The following is an 18293-nucleotide window of genomic DNA, read 5'->3' on the forward strand; positions in this document are numbered from 1 at the left end:
GTTGATTATAAATATATAATCAATTTCTCTTTTAAGCCACTCTGTTTCATGCTGCCTGTAACAAAGGAGAGGCCGTATGAGTACATTATCACTTAACCTTCAAGCGCAACCGCTGCGCTATACCTGCGGCGTTGCGCTGGCTTTACTGTTGGCGGTTATGGCACTGCGACTCGGTACGCTGCCAGCGGTCGTCGCATCGGGTTTCGGCACGCTGACGCTGGCGATGGTTATGGGTATTGTGGTGGGCAACACGGTTTATCCGCGCCTTGCAGACTCGTGCGCGCCCGGCGTGCAGATAGCAAAACAACATCTGCTGCGGCTGGGCATTATGCTGTATGGTTTCCGGCTGACTTTCCAGCAAATTGCCGACGTAGGGATAAGTGGAGTGGCGATCGACCTTGCCACGCTCAGCTCAACCTTTTTTATCGCCTGCTGGCTGGGCCGGCGCGTTCTCAAGCTCGATCGCGATACTGTCTGGCTGATCGGCGCGGGCAGCAGCATTTGTGGCGCAGCGGCGATTCTGGCAACGGAACCGGTTATTAAGGCTGAAGCGCAAAAAGTTACCGTTGCTATCGCGACCGTCGTGATTTTCGGCACCGTGGCGATTTTCCTTTATCCCCTGCTCTGGCACGAATTCAGTACGTTGTTTCCGGCGATGACACCTGAAGCCTGGGGCGTTTTTACCGGTTCAACTATGCACGAAGTGGCGCAGGTTGTCGCCGCAGGGCATGCCGTTGGCCCGCAGGTGGAAAACAATGCGGTGATTACCAAAATGCTACGGGTCATGATGCTTGCGCCTTTCCTGCTGCTACTGAATGCCCGCGCCGGAAAAAGCCCTCAGCGCGGAAAAGTGCAGTTTCCCTGGTTTGCGCTGATTTTTATTGCTGTCGCATTGTTTAACTCTTTGCATCTGCTGCCGCAGGCGTGGGTTTCGGCGATCGGCGAGCTGGACAATCTTTTGCTGGCAACGGCGATGGCGGCGCTGGGATTGACGACGCGTCTCAGCCAGCTCAGGCGTACCGGCTTCAAACCGATATTGCTGGGCCTGCTGCTGTTTATCTGGCTGATTGCAGGCGGTGGTGCGATAAACCTGGCAGCTCACTATTTGCTGGCGTGATTTCTGACGGTTTTTGGTTATCATGACCGGCCCGTAATACAGACATTCAGGAGAAAAGGCATGAAATATATCGGCGCCCACGTTAGCGCAGCCGGCGGCGTGGATCAGGCGGTCCTTCGCGCCCATGAGATTGAAGCCACGGCCTTTGCGCTCTTTACCAAGAATCAGCGCCAGTGGCGTGCTGCCCCGCTCAGTAAAGAAACCATTTCCGCCTTTCGTCATGCCTGTGAGAAATACCATTACCGCAGCGATCAGATTTTACCGCACGACAGCTTTCTGATTAATCTGGGTCATCCGCTGGAAGAGGCGCTGGAAAAATCACGTCACGCGTTTATTGATGAGCTGGAGCGCTGCGAACAGCTCGGCCTGTCGCTGCTGAATTTTCATCCGGGAAGCCATCTGCATCAAATCGATGAAGAAGCCTGCCTGAAACGCATTGCCGAGTCGGTGAATATCGCGCTGGACAAAACCAAAGGCGTGACTGCCGTCATTGAAAATACGGCCGGTCAGGGTAGCAATCTCGGTTTTCGCTTCGAACATCTGGCGGCCATTATTGACGGCGTGGAAGATAAATCGCGCGTGGGCGTCTGCATTGATACCTGCCACGCTTTCGCGGGCGGCTACGATTTGCGCACGGAAGAAGACTGTGTGAAAACCTTTGCCGACTTCGATCGCATCGTCGGTTTCCAGTATCTGAAAGGGATGCACCTGAACGATGCTAAAAGCGCTTTTGCCAGCCGTGTTGACCGCCATCACAGCCTTGGCGAAGGCAACATCGGTAAAACGGTGTTTAGCTGGTTAATGAAAGACAGCCGCTTTGACGGTATTCCGTTGATTCTGGAAACCATTAATCCGGATATCTGGAAAGATGAAATCGCCTGGCTGAAGTCGGAACAGCAGTAATCTTCAGACGTAAAAAAGCGCGGTTGCCCGCGCTGTTGTTGTAAATATAGTGCTGGCACGAAGAACATGTGCCTTCCACAAAGACGCAAACAGCGGCGTCCTTGCCGGCTCGACCTGGACCGTCCATGGCCCAGGACGCTTTGTTACAGGCCCATGTTCCTCGCGCTTTACGTTTTTGCGTAGTTTAAGCGCGGTTGCCCACGCTTATTGCCTTCAGGAAATTATGCTTTCGCCATTTCCGCTTCAGGACGTTTCAGAATGGCATAGCCCAGACCCGCAACGACTGTACCCGCAATGATTGCCAGCAGATAACCCAGCACCGGGGTAATAGCGCCAGGGATTAGCAGCACGAACAGGCCACCGTGCGGCGCCATCAGCTTCGCGCCAACCCACATGGAGATTGCACCGGTCAGCGCGCCGCCAACGATACAGCATGGCAGAACGCGCATCGGGTCACGGGCAGCGAACGGGATCGCGCCTTCAGAGATAAAGCACAGACCCAGAACCAGCGCCGCTTTGCCCCCTTCCTGCTGACCTTTGTTGAACTTTTTGCGTGCAACCAGCGTCGCCAGCCCCATTGCCAGCGGTGGTACCATGCCGCCCGCCATAATCGCCGCCATCGGCGCATAGGTTTGCGAACTCAACAGGCCAACCCCGAACGCATAGGCTACTTTGTTCACCGGACCGCCCATATCGGTACACATCATACCGCCCAGGATTGCGCCCAGCAGAACCGCGTTTGCCGTGCCCATGTTAGCCAGCCAGTGCGTTAAGGCCTCCATGATTTTGGACACCGGGCCACCGACCACATAAATCATTAACAGGCCGGTGATTAAACTGGCGACCAGCGGAATGATCAGGATCGGTTTCAGCGCTTCCATACTCTGCGGCAGCTTAAGCTTCGCGCTGATAAATTTCGCCGCGTAACCGGCAATAAAGCCCGCGATTATCCCGCCGAGGAAGCCAGCGTTAATGCTGGTTGCCAGCATACCGCCGATCAAACCAGGCGTCAGGCCCGGACGGTCGGCGATGGAGAAGGCGATAAAGCCAGCCAGTACCGGCACCATCAGCGCAAAGGCGCTGCCGCCACCAATCTGCATCAGCGCGGCGGCCAGCGTGCCCTGCTCTTTAAACGCGGTAATACCAAACGCAAAGGAAAGCGCAATGCTTAAGCCCCCTGCAACAACCATTGGCAGCATGTAGGAAACGCCGGTCAGAAGGTGACGATACGCGCCCGCACTTTCTTTTTTCTCGCCCTGTTGAGAAGACTGGCTTCCGCCCTGCGGCTGGTAAGGTTTAGCTTGCGCTAAGGCCTTATCGAATTCCTGAGCGGTTTTCTTCAGCGCCAGACCGGTAGAGGTGCGATACATCGGTTTACCGGCAAATTTAGCCAGATCCACTTCAATATCTGCCGCAACGATCACCAGGTCGGCCTGCGCCACTTCTTCTGGCGTAATCGCATTTCCTGCACCCACTGAACCACGGGTTTCAACTTTGACCCACCAGCCGCGTTTTTTCGCTTCAGCGTCAATCGCTTCAGCCGCCATAAAGGTATGGGCAACGCCGGTCGGACAGGCCGTGATCGCAACAATGCGTTTCGGACCGCTGGCCGCGGCTTCGGTTGCCGGCGCGGCTTCGGTAGCGGGCGCATGCCAGGTCGTCGCTTCCGTTTGCGCGTTGGTCAGCACATCTTCAGGCTGACGCAGCAGTTCAGCAATATCAGTCTGGTAAACCGCTTTCCCCTCCAGCGCAATGCTGGCCGGCGGGTTTTTACCGGCTAAAATAATCAGATCGCTTTCAGCCGGGTGATCCGTCAGCGTCAGGCCTTTTGCGGCTGCCGCAGCTCGGGTGATATTTTTTGCCAGATGGCTGGTTGCCAGCCCCAGCGAAGGATCAATAATCAGCAGCGTTTTCATTATGCCTCTCCTGCTGTCAGTTAAAAGGTTTCAGGTCGACACGCGCCATCATCGCGGCCAACTGGGTACGATCGCTCACGCCTACGTTGCTCTGGCTAACGGCTAATGCCGCTACTGCCGTGGCAAGACGCAGCGTATGCTCGCTGGATTCACGCATCAGCAGGCCGTAAATCAGGCCGCCGACCATAGAATCTCCTGCACCCACGGTGCTCACCACTTCACAAGCTGGTGGTTTGGCGATCCATTCGCCTGACGCATTGACCCACAGCGCCCCTTCGGCACCAAGAGAGATCACAACGTGTGCAATGCCCTGCTCGCGTAACGCATGCGCGGCAGTAATGACATCCTGTAGCGTCGGCAGCTTACGACCCGCCCAGATCTCCAGCTCGCGACGATTGGGTTTTACCAGCCATGGCGCGGCCTTAAGACCGGCCACCAGCGCTTCGCGGCTGCTGTCGAAAATGATGCACGGGCAGTGGGTGCGCAATGCACTCATCCACTCGGTAAACGCATCGGGATCGACGCCTGACGGTAAGCTTCCGCTAACGCAAACCATATCGAACTGGCCCAGCCAGGTCAGTGAATCCGTGGTAAAGCGCTCCCAGTCCTGGCCGGTCACTTCAAAACCGGAGAAATTCAGATCGGTAACTTCGCCATCTTTTTCAGTAAGCTTAACGTTGATACGGGTGCGCCCTTCTACCACCTGAAAGCGATTGGCAATGCCCAGCTCGCTAAACAGATGCTGAAAGCCATCCTGGTTTTCTTTACCGAGGAAACCGCCAACGGTAACGTCAATCCCCAGGTCTTTTAATACTTTCGCGACGTTGATGCCTTTACCGGCCGCATGCAGCCCGGTAGTTTTCACCAGGTTCACTTCGCCGCGCTCAACTTCCGGCGTATAACCGACCAGGTCATAAGCAGGATTGAGGGTAATTGTTGCTACACGTCTGCTCATGATGCGCCCTCGCCCAGACCGGCTGCGATCGCTTCCCCAACCGCATCCAGTGCGGCTCGTGCATCTTCACCGCTGGCGGTAAAGCGCAGGCGGTGGCCTTTTTTCACGCCCAGCGCCACAACCTTCATCAGGCTGCGCCCGTTGGCAGGTTTACCGCTGCCGTCCAGATTCGTTACGGTCATATCGCAGTTATACTGTTTGATCACGCTGACCAGAGCGGTGCCCGGACGAGCGTGCAGACCATGTTCGTTACGAATGGTGAACTCTTCGGTCAGCACATCTGCCTGCTCTGAGACTTCACTGGTCAATAATGCCAGCACGCCAGCGGCATCAGCGCTCAGCAGACGTTCGGCTTTCTGCTTAATCAGCAGGTCGCTGAGGTAGTTCAGCACGTCCAGCGGCCGATCGTCTGCAACGGCGACCGTAACCAGTAACGCGGCCTTTTCGCCCGCTACGTCAAAAGGCGCTGCGGCGCGACTGACCGCAACGGCGCTGGTCAGGTTGCCTTCGGTGCTGTCGCTCAGCCAGATGCCCTGCCCCAAATTCAGCGGCTGAGAAGCGATAACGCGGCTGACAAAGGTACTGTCTACTGCGCCAGCCTGTTGCAGGCGGCCCGCGTTCAGCGCCTGTAACGTCATCAGATCGCCCGTGGCCACATCAAGGGTAATCAGCGAGGTGTCGAATTTGAACTCTTTGCCCTGTTTTTCGCCCATCAGCAGGCTGCGCAGCGTCTCGGCCGAGTCAGTGGTTTTCAGCTCTTCCGCCACGCTGTCATCACTCAGCACGTGAGTAAGCTGACGCAGCAAGGCCAGATGTTCGTCCGATTTGGCGGCGATACCGATGACCACGTAGGCAGTTTGATCTTCGCCCCAGGCGATACCCTGCGGAAACTGATAAACCTGCACGCCGGTTTTCAACACCAGATCGCGCGTATCGGTCGTACCATGTGGGATAGCAATGCCGTTGCCCAGGTAGGTTGAGGTCTGCTGCTCTCGGGCAAGCATGCCGTTGACATACCCTTCTCCAACGTTGCCCGCAGAGGTCAACGCGGCCGCAACCTGGCGAATAGCTTCTTCTTTACTCCCGGCCGTGGCGCCGGGATGAATGGCGGTCAGTTCAAGCTGGAACATAGTTCTCCTCGCTGCTTCGTTTGAATCGTTTCAGCTAATTTTCGCGAAAAAAGGTTATCCCTGAGGTAACAAGCTGTTCAAACAACGCTGAAACGTTTCAATGAGTTTGGTCCTGAAGCCCATATGGTTGCAAGTTTTACCGTTAACGGCGTAGCAGATTTTTGAAGCCACGCACACTTCGACGGCGCATTTCAGAAAATAGCTGGCTTCCCGCTTCGTTTACTGACAATCTGATGGCACCTTACGCTTTTCTTTATCCCCGTTCAGCACCCGCCTTCCAGGCTCGACAAAACAGCCCAAACTCACGTTCAGCCCCATGATTTTAAAGAAGATTATATTTTCAGCCTTTACCAAAAGCCTGACATTCAGTGCCGGTATTTTTTCGACGGACACCGCGTTATAAAGCGTTAATCAGCAGGCGTCAGCTTTCAGAAAACAGAAGGACACAGAGGGATTAGGGTGCGGTTTGTCTTTCCAGCTCAAGCAGCCAGATCATCGCTTCGCTGCGGTTACTGCGACACATTTCCGCATCAGGCTTTAAGCCTGCACAGACAGCCGGCCGAAGAGGTGAAGCAAAAATTTTACAGCGCTGCTGGTCGTCCAGCTGAATACAGGGCGTATTTGCCGGTTTACCGTCAGGCATGCCAGGAATGGGAGTTGAGATAGAAGGCGCAGTGCAGCAAGCACCACATAATGAACGGCACTGCATTTTGGATTCACCTGAACTGAAAACGCGACAATAGCAGCCGCCTGAAAGAAATACTATTCTTTCCTGATAGCCCACAAATAGCGCTGGCAGGCTCGCTTTTGCGCCCTTCAGCACTTGCCTCAATCGGTGAGCAAGAGTAATTTGTCGCGAGAATTTTCACTGCCCCTTTCTATTGGAAAATCAGAATGCCAAGAGCTAACGAAATAAAAAAAGGTATGGCCGTAAATTATAACGGTAAACTGCTGTTAGTAAAAGATATTGACGTACAAAGCCCCAGCGCTCGCGGTGCGTCCACGCTCTATAAGATGCGCTTTACTGATATCCGCACCGGCCTTAAAGTCGAAGAACGTTTTAAAGGCGACGACATTATTGAGGCGATCTCGCTGAGCCGCCGTCAGGTAACGTTCTCTTATATCGATGGCGATGAATATGTCTTTATGGATGACGAAGACTATACCCCTTACGTGTTTAAAAAAGAGCAGATTGAAGAAGAACTGCTGTTTATTCCTGAAGGGGGAATTCCGGGCATTCAGGTACTGACAATGGATGGTCAGATTCTTGCGCTGGAACTGCCGCAAACGCTGGATATGGAAATTGTGGAAACCACACCGGGTATTAAAGGGGCTTCTGCCAGCGCCAGAACCAAGCCTGCGACGATGAGCACCGGTCTGGTTATTCAGGTGCCCGAGTATCTGAGCAGCGGCGACAAAATCCGCATCCATATTCCTGAACGCCGCTACATGGGCCGTTCTGAATAACCTGCCTTTCTGAAACGGCGTATGCAGGCTGCATCGCCGCTTTTGTTATGTTATAACAACTCAAGCGGTTACTGATAGGTTACCGTCATAATGCCCTGCTGATGCGCATCGTCCAGCCAACGAACCTCCGTACTGGCAAATTCCGGCACTGCTGTCTCGCGCTTATTAAGTGAAAGACGTGAAAGCTGGTATTGACCGTCGCGGTAACAGGTTGCGTTCACCTGATCTTGTTCTGAAGAGAGTTCACAGCTGTTTGTCACTAACGCGCCGCGGAAATAGATCGTACCTGAAGTGGCAGACGAATCCGCTGCCAGAGCATTGCTCATCCATGAGGCGAAAAGCAGGGCAGCAAGCGCAGCCTGTTTGCTATTCATAAAACACCTCATTTTTAACTAAAAGATCACCCAGTATACACAAAAAATAAACATTTAATAACCAAATCGCATAATTTGCAAAATATCCTTATCATCAGCCTTAACGTTATTAAGGAGTCACTATGACCCGGGTAAACCTGATTACCGGCTTTTTGGGCAGCGGGAAAACGACGACGCTGCTTCATTTATTGGCGAATAAGCCCGAGGGTGAAAAATGGGCTGTATTGGTCAATGAGTTTGGTGAAATAGGGATTGATGGCGCGTTGCTGGCCGAAAGCGGAGCTGTACTGAAAGAGATCCCCGGCGGCTGCATGTGCTGTGTTAACGGACTTCCGATGCAGGTCGGCCTGAATATGTTATTAAAGCAGGCTAAACCAGACCGGCTGCTGATTGAACCCACCGGCCTTGGGCATCCAAAACAAATTCTGGATATGCTCTCTTCACCGGTTTATCAGCCCTGGCTAACGCTGAATGCTTCCTTATGCCTGCTCGATCCTCGCCAGCTTAATGAGATCCGCATTCGGGAAAACGAGAACTTTCGCGATCAGCTGGCCGCAGCTGACTTCATTATTGCGAATAAAGAAGACCGCTGGGACGATAGCGCGCGTATGGCGCTGCAACAGTGGCAGACTCAGGACGCCTTATCCCGGCCTGTGGTCGTCGCCCGCTTTGGTCAGATTGCTCAGGAACTGCTGGATCAACCGCGGAAAAACGTCACGAAACTGCCGCAAAGCCCGCATCATCATTCGCACCCCGAGTCGCAGCTTTCCAAACTCGCCCTTACCTCTGCTTCGCGCTGGCGTCGTTCGATGAATCAGGGTCAGGGCTACTATTCCTGTGGCTGGATATTTGATGCCGAAACCTGCTTTGACACTATCGGGCTGCTGGAGTGGGTACGTCTTGCGCCGGTAACGCGGATCAAAGGTGTTATGCGCACTCAGGAAGGCTTAGTCAGTGTAAACCGTCAGGGGCAAGATTTTAACATTGAGACTCGACAGGCGACGCCGCCAGACAGCCGTATCGAAATTATTCACGAAGAAGAGGCAGACTGGAACCTGCTTCAGGCATCTTTGTTGAAACTTCGTTTAACTTTGCAGGTATAATCTCCGCCGTCACGATTTCTTAAACTGTATTTAACATACAATGAATACTAAACGCTTAATGAGTATCCTGGTACTGAACGTACTGGGACTGGCGCTGTTTTTTTCCTGGTACCTGCCAGAAAACCATGGTTTCTGGTTTACCGTCGATAAAACGATTTTTTACTGGTTTAACGAACGGCTGGTCACAAACAAGGCGCTGCTATGGCTGGTTGCTATTACCAATTTTCGCCCTTTTGACGGTGTTTCACTGCTGGCGATGGGCGGCCTGTATTACAGTTTCTGGCGGCGAGAAACGCCACAGGGGCGGCGACGCCTGTTCGCTATTGGCATTGCAATGCTGCTGAGTGCCGTAGTGCTTAATCAGCTGGGACATTTAATTCCGGTCTCTCACGTCAGCCCGACGAAATTTTTCCCGGATGTGAATCACGTCACAAAGCTGACCGGTATTCCCACCAAGGATGCCTCTTCCGACAGCTTCCCGGGCGACCACGGCATGATGCTAATGGTCTTTGCCTGTTTTATGCTGCGTTATTTTGGCCGGGGTGCTTTTTTAATCGCCGTCGCTATCGTGCTGGTATTTGCCACGCCGCGTATCATGATTGGCGCGCACTGGTTTACCGATGTGATGGTGGGTTCACTTTCCATTGTGCTGGTGGGACTGAGCTGGTGGTTAATTACGCCAGGCAGCGATATGTTGGTCAATGCGTTATATCGTTATCTGCCAGGAAAATATAAGCCAGCTAAGTAATTTCCCTGATTACGTTAAAAGAATACCCGGGCAATGCAAAGTTCCTGATGCTTTCATTGCCCTTTTTTTTTAATTCGTATTCCGGTTAGTCGCTAACTAAAAGGTTTGGTTATGTTTGACAGCCAGCGGAATCTGCTGAACTTTGACGCTCCGCAATAAGATTAATCTGAGGGCGTGATTAACTGCCGGATTTTCAGCCTTTTTTACCTTTTTTTACTCATGTTTTTAGGGCGTTTGCCGATAAAGTGGCCATGTTACGACCTCACTGTTTCTTATCATAAAAAGCGATAAAAAAGTCGCTAAAACCCCTCGCCATGGGGCTGTTAATCGGGTAATCTCATTTTCGATTAGGCCAACCAGTAAGATATTTCCGCCATTTACACTTTTTATCGTGATCGCTGATGCGTTTTACGTTTTCAGGAATGGTCTTACCCTGTAGCGCTAATTAATCTCGTTCTGTTTCGCAATTTAGCTAGCGACTTTGTCGTTAAGGACTTCAAGGGATCACAAACATAATGGTCAAGTCTCAACCGATTCTGAGATATATTTGGCGGGTATTACCCGCAGTGGCGCTAGCCACTCTGCTTTCAGCCTGTAGCTCGACGAATACCAACAACAATGCACAAACTGATACTCATGCAGTTAAAGGCCAAAACGGTTTTTTACTGCAAGCGTCTCAGGATGAATTCGAACAGATGGTCCAGAACGTGGATATCAAATCCCGTCTGATGGATCAGTATTCGGACTGGAAAGGCGTTCGCTACCGCATGGGCGGTACCAGTAAACGCGGCATTGACTGCTCTGCCTTTGTTCAGACCACCTTCCGCGAGCAGTTTGGTCTGGATTTACCCCGTTCGACTTACGAACAGGAAGATACGGGAAAAAGTATTCAGCGTGGCAAGTTACGACCGGGTGATTTAGTGCTGTTCCGTTCAGGCTCTACCGGGCGCCATGTCGGAATTTATCTTGGCAACGATAACTTCGTTCATGCCTCTACCAGTAGCGGCGTAATGATTTCGAATCTGAACGAAGCTTACTGGAAAAATCGCTATCGCGATGCGCGTCGGGTACTAAGCCGAACGCAAAGCTGACTTTCCCTTGAGTCTGCGAAAAACGAGATAAGAAACGCTGCTTCCGCAGCGTTTTTTTTTGCGCCTGTTTAGCGCAGCAATGGGCGCCGCCATCAGGTTTGATTTCTTGAAAGAAAACAGTAAAAAATCTATCCATATCATAATAATATGAAGACAAAAGACGCTTTACCGGTATATCCTGCCGATCTGAAAACTGGAGCACTGTTGGGCAGGACAGCGCAGAAAAAAAACGGCACTCACGGGAGACACACCCAATGCCACTTTCAACCACTCTCACGCGCCATGCCCTCAACCGGCGCAGGATTGTTTATCTAAGTGCAACAGTAGGTCTGCTTTTTCTTCTGCTGTTTACCCTCACCGCCTGGGTTTTTGTCTGGCACCGACGTGCGGAAAGTCATGACAAACTAGCCCAGAATACCCAGCAGTATGTTTTAAACCATTTTGACGAACTGCAAAAAAATCTCTTCCCGTTGCAGGGAATGACGCGTTTTAGCTGCGCCAGTATACGCAATGAGCTGACTCAGCGTGCCGCATTCACGACCAATATCCGTAATATCTTATTGGTGAGTGATAATCATGTTTATTGTTCTTCCGCGTCGGCTGAAGGTGGCCTGGAGACGACAGCGCTATTCGCTGAACTTGATACCCGCAAATCCATTGATATCAAATTGGCCTCCATTACGACCGCGGGAACTAACAAACCGGCGATCTTAATGTGGCTGGCAAACAAGCAGACGCCCGGCAGCGGTATTATTGTTACGCTAAATATTAATTTAACCCCCTGGCTACTGTTTACTGCCCGGCAGCAGGAAATCAGCGGAATGGCGATTATCACCGGTGATAAAGCGCTGACCAGCTGGGAACAGCGTGTTGTTGAGCTTGCCACGCTGCCGGACCCGCCTCTACGCACAATTTCACTGCCAAATTACCCGTTAAGCATGCAGCTTTATGGCGAAGAGCTGCCCGTACAGGATATTAATGTGCTGCTGTTAGCCGGTCTGCTATTAGGATTATTTAGCGGCGGCGGCTGTTATCTGCTGCTGATGTTGCGAATACAGCCCGGTAAAGAAATTTTGCTGGGGATCAGACGCGGCGAGTTTCACGTGCAATACCAGCCGGTTATCGAAGCGGCAACCGGTAAAGTTTATGCGCTTGAAGCCCTGATGCGCTGGACGCATCCGACTGAAGGCCCGATTCCCCCAGATACGTTTATTCGCTACGCGGAATATAAAAAACTGATTGTTCCGCTGACCCGCCACCTCTTTGAGTTGGTGGCGCGAGATTGCGAAACCTTATGCCAGACGGTGCCTGCGGGAACCGGGCTAAACCTCAATATTTCACCTGCTCATCTTATCGATCCCGAATTTTACCAGGATGTGACACGGTGGCTGGAAGGGATGCCGCAGGGGCATTTTCGCTATGTTTTTGAAATAACCGAGCGAGCGATGGTCGAGGAAAATACGGCCTTTACCATTTTTAACTGGCTGCACAGTAACAATATCAGCATTGCCATAGATGATTTTGGAACAGGCCATAGCGCTTTGATTTATCTGGAAAAATACAATTTTGATTATTTAAAAATCGACCGTGGTTTTGTGCAAAATATTGCTCGTGAAACCTTGTCTTCGCCGGTACTGGACGCCGTGCTGACGCTGGCAAAGAAACTGGATCTGCATACCGTGGCCGAAGGCGTGGAAACAAGCGAACAGGCGCGCTGGCTGACGGATCGCGGTGTTCACCATATGCAGGGTTTTCTTTTTAGCCGCCCTTGTACCGTTTCGCAGCTGATTGATTATTTCGGCCGTGACAGCAAGTTGCCGCCGCTTGCCGGAAAAGAGATCGCCACTGATAATGTCTGAAAGCGTAAATACCTGTCTTAGCGCATTGCTCCATCCTTTATCTGACTGTTAGTCTGGTTATAATTGCGTTTTTCCCTGGGAGCCTGATAACGCCATGATACTGCGCTGGTTTGCTTTGATTGTGTTCAGCCTGACTATTCAGGCAGCGCAGGCTGAGAAAATTAATGAGAGTTATGCCTTTGCCCAGCTGGGCGAGCCTAAATACGCCACTGATTTCAGCCACTATGACTATGCGAATCCCGCTGCACCAAAAGGTGGGAGTATTACGCTTTCTGCTATTGGTACCTACGACAATTTTAACCGCTTCTCTTCGCGTGGTAACCCCGGCGTAGGCACAGATACGCTTTATGATAGCCTGTTTGTTAATTCCGAAGATGAAGTCGGCAGTTACTATCCCTTAATCGCAGAGTTTGCCCGCTACCCGGACAGTTACCGCTGGGTGGAAGTGACGCTAAACCCACAGGCACGTTTTCAGGACGGCTCGCCGATTACGGCTGAAGATGTGGCGTTTACTTTTTCTAAGTTCATGACCGAAGGCGTTCCACAATTTCGGGTATTTTATAAAGGCGTCACCGCCAGGGCTATTTCGCGACTCACCGTGCGGTTTGAGCAACCTGCATCCGATCGCGACAAAATGCTCTCACTATTAAGCCTGCCCGTTTTTCCTGAAAAATTCTGGAAAAACCATAACCTGGGCGAGCCGCTCCCTTCCCCGCCGCCTGCCAGCGGTCCGTGGCGCATCACCCGTTATAAAGTTGGTCAGTCTATTACCTATTCGCGTGTAAAAGATTACTGGGCCGCTAATTTGCCCGTCAATAAAGGGCGTTTTAACTTCGATACCCTGCGCTATGACTATTATCTGGATGACAACGTTGCTTTCGAAGCCTTCAAAGCGGGTGCGTTTGATTTTCGTTCTGAGAGCTCAGCTAAAAAATGGGCGACGCAGTATCAGGGACAGAATTTTGATAAAGGCTTTATCGTGCAGGATGAGAAGCCAAATACCGTCACAACAGCCAGCAGCTGGCTGGCCTTTAACGTGCAGAAACCCCAGTTTAGCGATCGCCGCATACGTGAAGCGATATCGTTGGTATTCGATTTTGAGTGGATGAATAAAGCATTATTTTACGGTGCTTATAAACGGACCGGCAGTTATTTCCAGAACACAGAATATGCGGCGGCTGGCTATCCTGAAGCCAAAGAGCTGGAGATTCTCGCGCCCTTCAAGGGAAAAATTCCGGATGAGGTTTTCTCGCAAATCTATCGTCCTTCTCATACTGACGGTAGCGGTTACGACCGAACGCATCTTCTGAACGCCCTGAATTTATTAAAACAGGCGGGTTGGGAGTTGAAAAATCAGCAGCTGGTTAATGTGAAAACAGGCGCCGCTTTCAACTTCGAATTAATGATGCGAAGCGGGGGGAACGATCAGTGGGTACTGCCTTTCCAACACAATCTTGCCCGACTGGGGATCAAACTGAATATCCGTCAGGTCGACAGTTCACAGTATCTGGCACGGCTGCGCAAAAGCGATTTTGATATGGTGGTATCGCCTTATCCGGCGATGCCGTTCCCCGATAGCAACCTGCAAATTTACTGGGCAACGGCCTATATTAATTCCAGCTATAACCGCCCACATGTATCGAATCCGGTTATCGACGAGCTGGTTAATCAAATTAATCAGCATCAGGGCGATCAAAAGGCCTTACTGCCGCTGGGCCGCGCGCTGGACCGGGTACTGCTGTGGAACTATTACATGATCCCAATGTGGTACAACGCCAACGATCGCTACGCTTACTGGAACAAATTCTCCATGCCAACCACGCGTCCAACCTATTCTCTGGGCTTCGACAGCTGGTGGTATGATGTTAACAAAGCCGCGCAGCTGCCGGCCCAACGTCGTTAAAGGGGTCAACTTTGGGCGCTTATCTGCTACGCCGACTTTTGTTAGTGATCCCCACTCTGTGGGCGATTATCACCATCAACTTTTTTATCGTTCAGATTGCGCCGGGTGGCCCGGTCGATCAGGCATTAGCGAATATCGAATTTGGTCAGTCCACCGGCATGCCGGGTTCGGGCGGCGCACCGCAAACGCAGGGGCGAAGCCAGCTGAATGCACAACCCGGCGATAATCAGTATCGTGGCTCGCGAGGGCTGGATCCGGAAGTCGTGGCCGAAATCACTAAACGCTACGGCTTTGACAAACCGCTTTATGAGCGCTATTTCACCATGCTGTGGAACTATGTCCGTTTCGATTTTGGCGACAGCCTGTTCCGTAGCAGCTCGGTGATCCAGCTGATAAAAGAGAGCCTGCCGGTTTCGGTCTCGCTCGGTCTGTGGAGTACGCTGATTATTTATCTGGTGTCGATTCCGCTAGGCATTAAGAAAGCGGTCAAAAACGGCAGCGCTTTTGATATCTGGAGCAGCTCAATCATCATTGTTGGTTACGCTATTCCTTCTTTCCTGTTCGGGACAATGCTGATTGTACTGTTTGCTGGCGGCAGCTATCTCGACTGGTTCCCGTTACGCGGGCTGGTTTCTGCCCAGTTTGATTCTCTGCCGTGGTACGACAAAATTACGGATTACCTGTGGCATATCACTTTACCGGTCACGGCCACGGTGATAGGCGGCTTCGCTACGCTGACGATGTTGACCAAAAACTCTTTTCTGGACGAGATCCGCAAACAGTATGTTGTCACCGCACGGGCTAAAGGGCTGGATGAGAAAAAAATTCTTTACCGTCACGTTTTCCGTAACGCCATGCTGCTGGTGATAGCCGGCTTCCCGGCCACCTTTATCAGTATGTTTTTCACCGGTTCACTGCTGATTGAAGTGATGTTCTCGCTGAACGGCCTGGGCCTGTTAGGCTATGACGCCACAATTCAGCGCGATTATCCGGTGATGTTTGGTACGCTGTATATTTTTACCCTGATCGGCCTGCTGCTGAATATTCTCAGCGATATCACCTATACGCTGGTCGATCCGCGCATTGATTTTGAGGGACGCCAATGAGCCGATTAAGCCCCGTTAATCAGGCCCGCTGGGCAAGATTTCGCCGTAACCGCCGTGGTTACTGGTCGCTGTGGATTTTTGTCGTGCTGTTTGTGCTTTGTCTGGCTTCCGAGCTACTGGCCAACGACAAGCCGTTGCTGGTGCACTACAACGATCGCTTCTATTTTCCGCTGGTTGTGAACTACAGTGAAACAGATTTTGGCGGAGAGTTAGCCACCGCCGCCGATTATCAGGATCCGTGGCTAAAATCGCGTCTCGATCGGCAAGGCTGGGCTGTCTGGGCACCGATTCGCTTCGGCGATGGCACGCTCAATTTCGCGTCAAACGTCCCCTTCCCTTCTCCACCTTCGGCACAAAACTGGCTGGGCACTGATGCGAATGGCGGTGATGTGCTGGCGCGCATTCTTTACGGCATGCGAATTTCGCTGCTGTTTGGCCTGGTGCTGACGCTGGTTTCCAGCGTAATAGGCGTGGTCGTCGGCGCCTGCCAGGGCTATTACGGCGGGCGCGTGGATTTATGGGGCCAGCGCTTTATCGAGGTCTGGTCCGGCATGCCGACGCTGTTTCTGATCATCCTGCTTTCCAGCGTGGTGCAGCCAGGCTTCTGGTGGCTGCTGGTGATTACCGTGCTGTTTGGCTGGATGCAGCTGGTTGGCGTCGTGCGTGCTGAATTTCTGCGAACCCGTAATTTTGATTATATCCGCGCGGCTCAGGCGCTTGGCGTTGGCGATCGCACTATTATGCTGCGCCATATGCTGCCCAACGCAATGGTCGCCACGCTTACCTATCTGCCTTTTATTTTGTGCGGTTCAATCACCACGCTAACCTCGCTTGATTTTCTGGGCTTTGGCTTACCGCTCGGTTCCCCCTCGCTTGGCGAACTGCTGTTACAGGGGAAAAATAACCTACAGGCACCGTGGCTGGGGATTACCGCCTTTTTCTCTCTGGCGATCCTGCTGTCGCTGCTTATATTTATCGGCGAGGCGGTTCGCGACGCCTTCGATCCCAGTAAGGTGCACTAATGTCGCTGCTCTCTGTCAAAAATTTAAGCATCGCCTTCCGTCAGGCGGATATCGATCGCCTGGTGGTGGACAATCTTTCGCTGTCCGTCGAGGCAGGCGAAACGCTGGCGCTGGTCGGCGAGTCCGGCTCTGGCAAAAGCGTTACCGCACTGTCCCTGATGCGCCTGTTGCCTGGGCCGCCAGCCATTTATCCTCAGGGCGAGATCCTGTTCGACGGCCAGGACGTGCTGAAAGCCGATGAGCGAACGTTGCGTGGCCTGCGCGGCAACCAGATGGCGATGATTTTTCAGGAACCGATGGTGTCGCTCAATCCGCTGCACAGCATTGAAAAGCAGCTGTACGAGGTGCTTTCACTCCATCGTGGCATGCGCGCGGCGGCGGCCAGGGCAGAAATTTTAAGCTGTCTGGACCGCGTAGGGATCCGTCAGGCTGCAAAACGGCTTGGCGATTTCCCACACCAACTGTCCGGCGGTGAACGTCAGCGGGTAATGATCGCCATGGCGCTGCTCACGCAGCCTAAGTTATTGATTGCCGATGAGCCTACAACCGCGCTGGACGTCACGGTTCAGGCACAAATTCTTACCCTGCTGAAAGAGCTAAAGCAGGAGATGAATATGGGGCTGCTGTTTATTACCCATAACCTGAACATCGTGCGCCGACTGGCTGATAACGTACTGGTGATGCGCAATGGCCAGCGCGTGGAATATAATTCGACGCATCAGCTCTTTAGCGCGCCTCAGGAGATTTACACCCAAACGCTGCTCAATTCTGAGCCAGAAGGCAAGCCCGACCCCGCTGACACGCAGGCTGCGCCTCTGTTACGCGTTGAGGATCTCAGCGTCGCATTTCCCATCAAAAAAGGGTTTATGAAGCGCGTTGTTGGCCACCATCATGCGTTGAAGTCGCTTAGCTTTGAGCTTCGTCCTGGAGAAAGCCTGGGCCTGGTAGGCGAGTCTGGCTCGGGAAAAAGCACCACCGGGCTGGCTTTGCTGCGCCTGATTGCGTCACAGGGTGAGATCTGGTTTGGTGAACATCCGCTTCATCAGTGGGATCGGCGAAAAATGCTGCCGGTGCGCCGCCAGATGCAGGTTGTGTTTCAGGACCCTAATTCATCGCTGAACCCGCGACTTAACGTGCTGCAAATCATTGCGGAAGGATTACAGGTTCATCAACCTGATTTAACGGCGACACAGCGTGAAGAAAAGGTCATTGCAGCGATGCAGGAAGTCGGTTTGGATCCCGATACGCGCCAGCGCTATCCGGCTGAATTCTCCGGCGGTCAGCGCCAGCGCATTGCCATTGCCCGGGCATTGATCCTTCAGCCGCAGGTGATCGTGCTTGATGAACCCACCTCGTCACTGGATCGTACCGTACAAAAACAGATCCTGGCGCTGCTGAAAAAGCTGCAACAGGATCATCGTCTGGCCTACATTTTTATCAGCCACGATTTACAGGTGGTGCGATCGTTATGTCACCAGGTCGTGGTATTACGGCAGGGAGAAGTGGTGGAACAGGGAGAGTGTGAAACGATTTTTGCCACGCCGAAGGAAGATTATACCCGGCAGCTGATTGCGCTGGCCTGAGCAGCGCTTCCGCCTC

Annotated in this window: 16 protein-coding genes; 11 read left to right on the plus strand and 5 right to left on the minus strand. The window is 52.5% G+C overall.

The features are described from left to right. Positions 1 to 76: 76 nt before the first annotated feature. On the plus strand, positions 77 to 1117 hold the full coding sequence (locus EHV07_RS15330; protein ID WP_147198873.1) for a YeiH family putative sulfate export transporter: 1041 nt from the start codon (positions 77 to 79) through the stop codon (positions 1115 to 1117). A gap of 60 nt (positions 1118 to 1177) precedes the next feature. Next, positions 1178 to 2020, plus strand: a complete 843-nt coding sequence (gene nfo / locus EHV07_RS15335; RefSeq protein ID WP_147198874.1) for a deoxyribonuclease IV — start codon at positions 1178 to 1180, stop codon at positions 2018 to 2020. Between the two features lie 221 nt (positions 2021 to 2241). Here the strand turns inward: nfo and fruA are convergent, their stop codons facing one another. The 4 genes from fruA to EHV07_RS15355 form a co-directional block, all read right to left on the minus strand. Beyond that, on the minus strand, positions 2242 to 3936 hold the full coding sequence (gene fruA, locus EHV07_RS15340; RefSeq protein WP_147198875.1) for a PTS fructose transporter subunit IIBC: 1695 nt from the start codon (positions 3934 to 3936) through the stop codon (positions 2242 to 2244). Between the two features lie 16 nt (positions 3937 to 3952). Beyond that, positions 3953 to 4891, minus strand: a complete 939-nt coding sequence (gene fruK, locus EHV07_RS15345; RefSeq protein ID WP_147198876.1) for a 1-phosphofructokinase — start codon at positions 4889 to 4891, stop codon at positions 3953 to 3955. After that, entirely contained in the window at positions 4888 to 6021 is a 1134-nt protein-coding gene (gene fruB / locus EHV07_RS15350) for a fused PTS fructose transporter subunit IIA/HPr protein (protein ID WP_147198877.1), read from the minus strand. The genes fruK and fruB overlap by 4 nt, the downstream gene beginning before the upstream one ends. 454 nt (positions 6022 to 6475) lie before the next feature. After that, positions 6476 to 6730, minus strand: coding sequence for a YkgJ family cysteine cluster protein (locus EHV07_RS15355; protein ID WP_147198878.1), 255 nt, complete (start codon positions 6728 to 6730; stop codon positions 6476 to 6478). Between the two features lie 185 nt (positions 6731 to 6915). On the opposite strand from EHV07_RS15355, the gene yeiP reads away from it, so the two are divergent. After that, positions 6916 to 7488 (plus strand): elongation factor P-like protein YeiP, encoded by a 573-nt coding sequence (gene yeiP, locus EHV07_RS15360; RefSeq protein WP_147198879.1) that lies wholly within the window; start codon positions 6916 to 6918, stop codon positions 7486 to 7488. 68 nt (positions 7489 to 7556) lie between these two features. On the opposite strand, the gene EHV07_RS15365 is transcribed toward yeiP, so the two are convergent. Beyond that, entirely contained in the window at positions 7557 to 7862 is a 306-nt protein-coding gene (locus tag EHV07_RS15365) for a hypothetical protein (RefSeq protein WP_147198880.1), read from the minus strand. 122 nt (positions 7863 to 7984) lie between these two features. On the opposite strand from EHV07_RS15365, the gene EHV07_RS15370 reads away from it, so the two are divergent. The 8 genes from EHV07_RS15370 (at position 7985) to yejF (ending at position 18277) form a co-directional block, all read left to right on the plus strand. Beyond that, entirely contained in the window at positions 7985 to 8965 is a 981-nt protein-coding gene (locus EHV07_RS15370) for a GTP-binding protein (RefSeq protein WP_147198881.1), read from the plus strand. A gap of 40 nt (positions 8966 to 9005) precedes the next feature. Then, positions 9006 to 9713 carry a phosphatase PAP2 family protein gene (locus EHV07_RS15375; protein WP_147198882.1) on the plus strand — a complete coding sequence of 236 codons (708 nt, stop codon included), beginning with the start codon at positions 9006 to 9008 and terminating at the stop codon, positions 9711 to 9713. Between the two features lie 515 nt (positions 9714 to 10228). Then, positions 10229 to 10804, plus strand: a complete 576-nt coding sequence (gene mepS, locus EHV07_RS15380; protein WP_147198883.1) for a bifunctional murein DD-endopeptidase/murein LD-carboxypeptidase — start codon at positions 10229 to 10231, stop codon at positions 10802 to 10804. A gap of 254 nt (positions 10805 to 11058) precedes the next feature. Further along, positions 11059 to 12663 carry a cyclic di-GMP phosphodiesterase gene (locus tag EHV07_RS15385; protein WP_147198884.1) on the plus strand — a complete coding sequence of 535 codons (1605 nt, stop codon included), beginning with the start codon at positions 11059 to 11061 and terminating at the stop codon, positions 12661 to 12663. A 94-nt stretch (positions 12664 to 12757) separates the two neighbouring features. Continuing rightward, complete coding sequence (locus EHV07_RS15390; RefSeq protein ID WP_147198885.1) at positions 12758 to 14566, plus strand: extracellular solute-binding protein; 1809 nt, start codon at positions 12758 to 12760, stop codon at positions 14564 to 14566. An 11-nt stretch (positions 14567 to 14577) separates the two neighbouring features. Continuing rightward, the gene (locus EHV07_RS15395; RefSeq protein ID WP_147198886.1) at positions 14578 to 15672 is read left to right on the plus strand and encodes a microcin C ABC transporter permease YejB; all 1095 of its coding nucleotides are present in this window, start codon (positions 14578 to 14580) and stop codon (positions 15670 to 15672) included. Beyond that, a complete protein-coding gene (locus tag EHV07_RS15400) occupies positions 15669 to 16694 on the plus strand; it encodes a microcin C ABC transporter permease (protein WP_147198887.1) in 1026 nt (341 codons plus the stop codon). Before EHV07_RS15395 ends, EHV07_RS15400 begins: the two co-directional genes overlap by 4 nt. Continuing rightward, positions 16694 to 18277 (plus strand): microcin C ABC transporter ATP-binding protein YejF, encoded by a 1584-nt coding sequence (yejF, locus tag EHV07_RS15405; RefSeq protein ID WP_147198888.1) that lies wholly within the window; start codon positions 16694 to 16696, stop codon positions 18275 to 18277. Before EHV07_RS15400 ends, yejF begins: the two co-directional genes overlap by 1 nt. Positions 18278 to 18293 lie beyond the last annotated feature (16 nt).

The organism is Pantoea sp. CCBC3-3-1, assembly GCF_007981265.1.
In the GTDB taxonomy this organism is placed as follows: domain Bacteria; phylum Pseudomonadota; class Gammaproteobacteria; order Enterobacterales; family Enterobacteriaceae; genus Erwinia.